Origin of the sequence: Occallatibacter sp., assembly GCF_049802275.1 — a bacterium.
Lineage (GTDB): Bacteria > Acidobacteriota > Terriglobia > Terriglobales > Acidobacteriaceae > Telmatobacter.
Map to the genome: position 1 here is coordinate 1 of NZ_JBARMD010000638.1, position 4,990 is coordinate 4,990.

The window sequence follows — 4,990 nt, forward strand, 5'->3', positions numbered from 1 at the left end:
GGAACCGTTGGTGACGTGTCCCCATCCCGCGGAGTAAAATCGCGTGTCTTGATCCAACGAGGTAAACCATGAAGTCCCGTCGCAGTGTTCTCGCGGTTGTTCTCCTTGTGTTGTTCTTGGCAGGCGATGCAGTTTCTCAATCGGGCCTTTCCGCTAAATGGGAGGAGCTAACCGCTCCCGATTTCGTACAGGCCATCCATCAGTCGGAGGGCGTCTGCGTGCTTCCCTTCGGCATCATTGAAAAACATGGACCTCATCTGCCGCTAGGCACTGACCTGCTTGACGTGCGCTTCGCCGTGGCGAACGCAGTCAAGCAGGAATACGCCGTCGTCTTCCCCGAGTACTACTTCGGCCAGATTTTCGAAGCGCGCCAGCAGCCCGGAACGCTGGCCTATTCGCTTTCTACGCAACTTACGCTGCTGCAGGAAACCGTCAGTGAGATGGCCCGCAACGGCTGCAAGAAGATCGTCATCGTCAACGGCCATGGAGGAAATGGCTCTCTCCTGCCGCTCTTTGCGCAGTCGCAGCTCGCCAGCCAGCGTGATTACGTTGTGTACGTCTTCGGCCTTCCCAATGAAAACGTCCACGGCCGGCCCGCGCTTAAAACGCCATTCGACATGCACGCCGGCGAAGTGGAAACATCCAACATGCTTATCGCGCGGCCGGATCTCGTTCACCAGGACCGCGCCGGGCAGCAGTCGGGCGCCGATCAGCATCGGCTGCATCTGCCGGACTCCGTCTACACCGGCATCTGGTGGTACGCGCGATTTCCTAACCACTATGCAGGCGATGCGTCGGCTGCCAACAAGCAACTCGGCGAATTCGATCAAAAGGTGTGGTCAAGCGAGATCGCCGAAGCCATCAAGGCCATCAAGGCTGACGATGAAAGCCTGAAGCTGCAAGATCAGTTCTTCGAAGATGCCAAGCATCCGCTTGATACAAAACAATAAAAGCTAACGGCGGACGGGGAACCGGCGCGTTGATTCATCTCACCGCGCTGGATCGCCGTAGAAAATTCCCCGCCCATGCGTCCCGACATATACGCGCCCGTATATTCGCGGATCGCCCGCAACCTGCAGAACCAATCCCCACTGATGCTGATCGTCGTTGATGCGTACCCATGTCTTCGCCTCATCGTCAGAGCGGAAAATTCCCGGCTGTCCGCTGATCGTGCCCACAAGGTAAAGCGCCGGATAGGATTTGCCCGGTGCAGCCTTCCCAAACCCGAATGCATGAATCTCGGTCACAGAGGGCATATGGAAGGTGGCAGCTCCCCCCGTGTTCAGCGAAGCGTGGTACAGACCGTCAAAGCTGGCCAGCCACAAATCTCCGCTGCGTCCCGGAGCGGCATAGAGTCGGTCCTGCCCTCCGCGTGCGTCTCCGCGCTGGCCCAACGCCGATGCGGGCAGCGCTTCGCGTATCAAGTCCTTCCGTCCGACGAAAGTTGTCGCTCCATCGATGCTCGAATAGAACATCCCATCGGCCAGCGAGTCGGAATAAAACTTCATCGGGTCCACGGGGTCGGCAATCACCCGCATTCTCTCCGGCAATCCCTGAACCGCTGTCCAAGTTGTGCCATGATCCCGCGTTAAAAATGCTCCCTCGCGCTCCGGCGTCCACACCCAGGTTTTGCCGTCAGCCGAAACCGCAATCGACCCAGCGCGGCTCTGCGCACTCGGTGCCGATGCGCACGGTTGCCACGTCCGCCCCGCATCGAGCGAATAGGAGATACTCTCTCCCGGCTTGTGCGCAGCGCTCACACCCACGCGGACAATCACATTCGGATCGAGCGAAGCAGTTTCCACTCCGGCTGTGTTGCCCATGCGCGGTGGCGCCGATGCACCCTCCGGGGCGGGCTCATCCAGGTCCCAATGCACAAACCCGCCGTAGTCCCCAATCGCCGAGACAAGATGCGCCCCATCACTCGTGCTGTCGAGTTCCAGCGCCACAGTCTCTTCGATTCCCTTGGCCATCACTGACCAGTGCGTTGCTTTGCCTCGATCAACATCCGTCAAATCGAATGTCTCCCAACCGCCATAGCCGGTCGTGAACATCGCATGGTCCGGGTTAAGTGGATCGATCTCGATATCAAAGAGCCAGTGAATCGCCGTGGGCTTAACATACGGTGCAATCGTATAATCAAACGTCCCGCCCCCGGCAAAAATCGGTTTCCACGTAGCGCCCTCGTCGGTCGAGCGAAAGATGTCTTCGCCGCCCGCGTGATAACGGTTGTAGGTACTCACAATCAGCGTTTGATAATGCTTCGCATCCACCGACACTGCGGCATATCCAAATTCCCTGCTTCCCTTCACCGGTCGGTCCGGCGTGATATCGGTCCATACGCCTGTCCGCAAATTGAGCTTCCACACCGCGCCATCCGTCATCGGCGAAGGCCCTGGCGCATTGCCACACGTCACGTACAGAGATGAGACAGAGACCGCCGCGCGCGTCTGCCGATATTGCGTCGGCGCACTGGCAACTTCATGCCATGTCGCACCGGCGTCGTGCGAAACAAACAGATTCGGTCGGTTCATCAGCGACACGCCCACATAGATCGTCGAAGTTGGCTTCGCTGCGCCCTCGTAATAGATGGGCTCGACAAACTTCACAAAAACAATTCCACTTCCTCGAACCGGCATCCGGTGCCACCGCTGCTCCGGCGTCTCGCCGGCATCCGGCGCAGGCATCGGCGGCCTCGCCTCCGTCACGTCGGGAAAGCTCGTCACGCGCGACCATGTCACGCCCCGATCCGTCGATCGCCACAGCCCATCGTGTCTGGTTCCCAGATACAACACCCGTCCGTCATTCGGATCCACTGCCATCCGCTCGCCATTGCCGCGCCCGTCTTCATTGCCTCCGAATTTGAACGGCACGTCAGTGCGCTCAAATGTCTTCCCGCCATCCGCAGATCGCAGGATCGCCCCATTGGGCGTCCTTTCGTTGGTGTAGGTCCCGCACGCAAGGTACACGCGCTTCGCATCATTCGGATCGACGGCGATCGATTCGACGCCCATCAGGTTCAGGTCCTTGTACGGCATCCAATCCAACATGGGCTGCCATTGGTGAGCCGTCTCGTCCCACCGGTAAGCTCCGCCCATGTCCGTGCGCGCGTAACGAACGCCCGCTGCCGCAGGATGAAAAATGATGCCGTCCACAAACCCGCCGCCCACGATCTGCACGCTCTTCCACTTGTACGACTGTTGAAGCGGAGTCTCTGCGGACGACAGGAATGCACCGAGCAATGCTATCCCGAAAAGAAAGCGAAATGATCTTGAAAACACGATTGGATCCCCCGATCCCGTGATCTTTGATATCTGCGGCCAATTAAATTGTTTCGGTCTCTGAAAGCCTAGCAGACACTGCCTTCCTGCTGGTGCGATACTCCTGAGGAGCGTGGAGAGTCTCATGACGCAGTTATGGACATACACTGACATCGCCAAAATGATCGACCACTCGCTGCTGAGTCCTTCGCTTACTACGCAGGAGCTCGAGGAGGGTTGCGCGCTCGCCCTGCGCTATAACACAGCGAGCGTCTGCATCATGCCCTATGCGCTGCGACGGTGCGCGGACCTGCTCGCGAATTCCACAGTGAAGTCGAGCACAACGATTGGCTTTCCGCACGGAGGACACGCTACAGCTATCAAACTTGCCGAGGCGCAGCAGGCTCTCGCCGACGGCGGCCAGGAACTCGATGCAGTGATCAACATCAGCAAAGCCCGCAGCGGGGACTGGCACTATGTGGAGGATGAAATTGCCGGACTGACGACTTTGATCCATGACGGCGGCGCAAAGATTAAGGTCATCTTTGAAAACGCCTACCATGACGATGCTGCAAAAATTCGACTCTGCGAAATCTGCGGCGAAATTGGCGTTGACTGGGTCAAGACTTCAACCGGTTACGCGGCAACCGGCGCTACCACGGCCGATCTTGAACTGATGCGCAAACACACGCCGGAGCGGGTTCAAGTGAAGGCCGCTGGCGGCATCCGCGATCTGGACGCACTGCTTGCTGTCCGCACAATCGGCGTGAGCCGCGTTGGCGCCACGCGCACACAGGCGATGCTGGAGGAGTGCCGCCGCCGGCTGGGCCTCGAACCGATCACGCAGACCGCGCAGGCGACCGCGCCTGCCGGGTACTAAATCAATGACTGCAGCAGCAGCAACATCTCGTCCTGCTGCCGCTCGATCGATTCCAGAAGCTTGAACTGGGTCCGGCAGCGGTCAAGATTCTGACCTGGCCTGCCTACCTTGTAATAGGCGTCGCCTGCAAGATGATCTGACAAAAAACGAATTCCCTGCTCGAAGACGATGACCTTTGCGCCTGCGATCAACGATTCGCGCTCGCGAGCCGTCAGGAAGTTCCCCGTACCCTCCAGGTACCCCCGGAGCACAGCTTCAAAGAGTTCGAAATCCATCGCAACCCGCGACAGGTCACGCTCGTCCTCTGCGGCCGGACAGGTCATGGTCCGCACCATATCGCCGAAATCGTATGCGGCGAATCCGGGCATCACGGTATCGAGATCGATTACGCAGATCCCCTCGCCGGTCTCATCGTCGAGCAGCACATTGTTCAATTTCGTATCGTTGTGCGTCACGCGCTCCGGCAGTTCGGCGCTGAGCAGGGCCGTCGCAATCGCCCTTCGCGACATGGCAAATGCAATCTCCTCCCGCGCCTCTGCGCAACGCTTTGCAACATCGTCCCCAACCGCCCGCTCAAGCGCCTCAAACCGTTTTCGCGTGTTGTGAAAATCGGTAATACTCTCGTGCAGCCGTGGCCCCGGCAAATTCGCAAGCAGCCTCTGAAACTCACCGAAGGCCTTCGCCGCTTCGAACGCCTGCGCCGGCGAGGTTACGGCATCGTACGTCTGTGCTCCCTCAATAAAGCGATACCCGCGCCAGTAGCGGCCCTCCCCATCCACATGCCAGCATGTGCCGGCTCGCGCTCGAATTAGTTGCAACACGCGCCTGCCGACATTCGCTTCACGCGTGG

Annotated in this window: 4 protein-coding genes; 2 read left to right on the forward strand and 2 right to left on the reverse strand. The window is 59.1% G+C overall.

What is annotated here, in order from left to right; genetic code table 11:
* The first annotated feature begins 68 nt into the window (after positions 1 to 68).
* Positions 69 to 950 carry a creatininase family protein gene (locus tag WA354_RS21515; protein WP_472815074.1) on the forward strand — a complete coding sequence of 294 codons (882 nt, stop codon included), beginning with the start codon at positions 69 to 71 and terminating at the stop codon, positions 948 to 950.
* A 39-nt stretch (positions 951 to 989) separates the two neighbouring features.
* Here the strand turns inward: WA354_RS21515 and WA354_RS21520 are convergent, their stop codons facing one another.
* Positions 990 to 3,281, reverse strand: a complete 2,292-nt coding sequence (locus WA354_RS21520; protein WP_472815075.1) for a xyloglucanase — start codon at positions 3,279 to 3,281, stop codon at positions 990 to 992.
* Positions 3,282 to 3,405: 124 nt separating this feature from the next.
* Between WA354_RS21520 and deoC the strand changes: the two genes are divergently transcribed.
* Positions 3,406 to 4,140 (forward strand): deoxyribose-phosphate aldolase, encoded by a 735-nt coding sequence (deoC, locus tag WA354_RS21525; RefSeq protein ID WP_472815076.1) that lies wholly within the window; start codon positions 3,406 to 3,408, stop codon positions 4,138 to 4,140.
* Here the strand turns inward: deoC and WA354_RS21530 are convergent.
* Positions 4,137 to 4,990: phosphotransferase enzyme family protein (locus tag WA354_RS21530; protein ID WP_472815077.1), on the reverse strand; the 854-nt coding region annotated here is incomplete at its 5' end. The two genes, deoC and WA354_RS21530, sit on opposite strands and share 4 nt — an antisense overlap.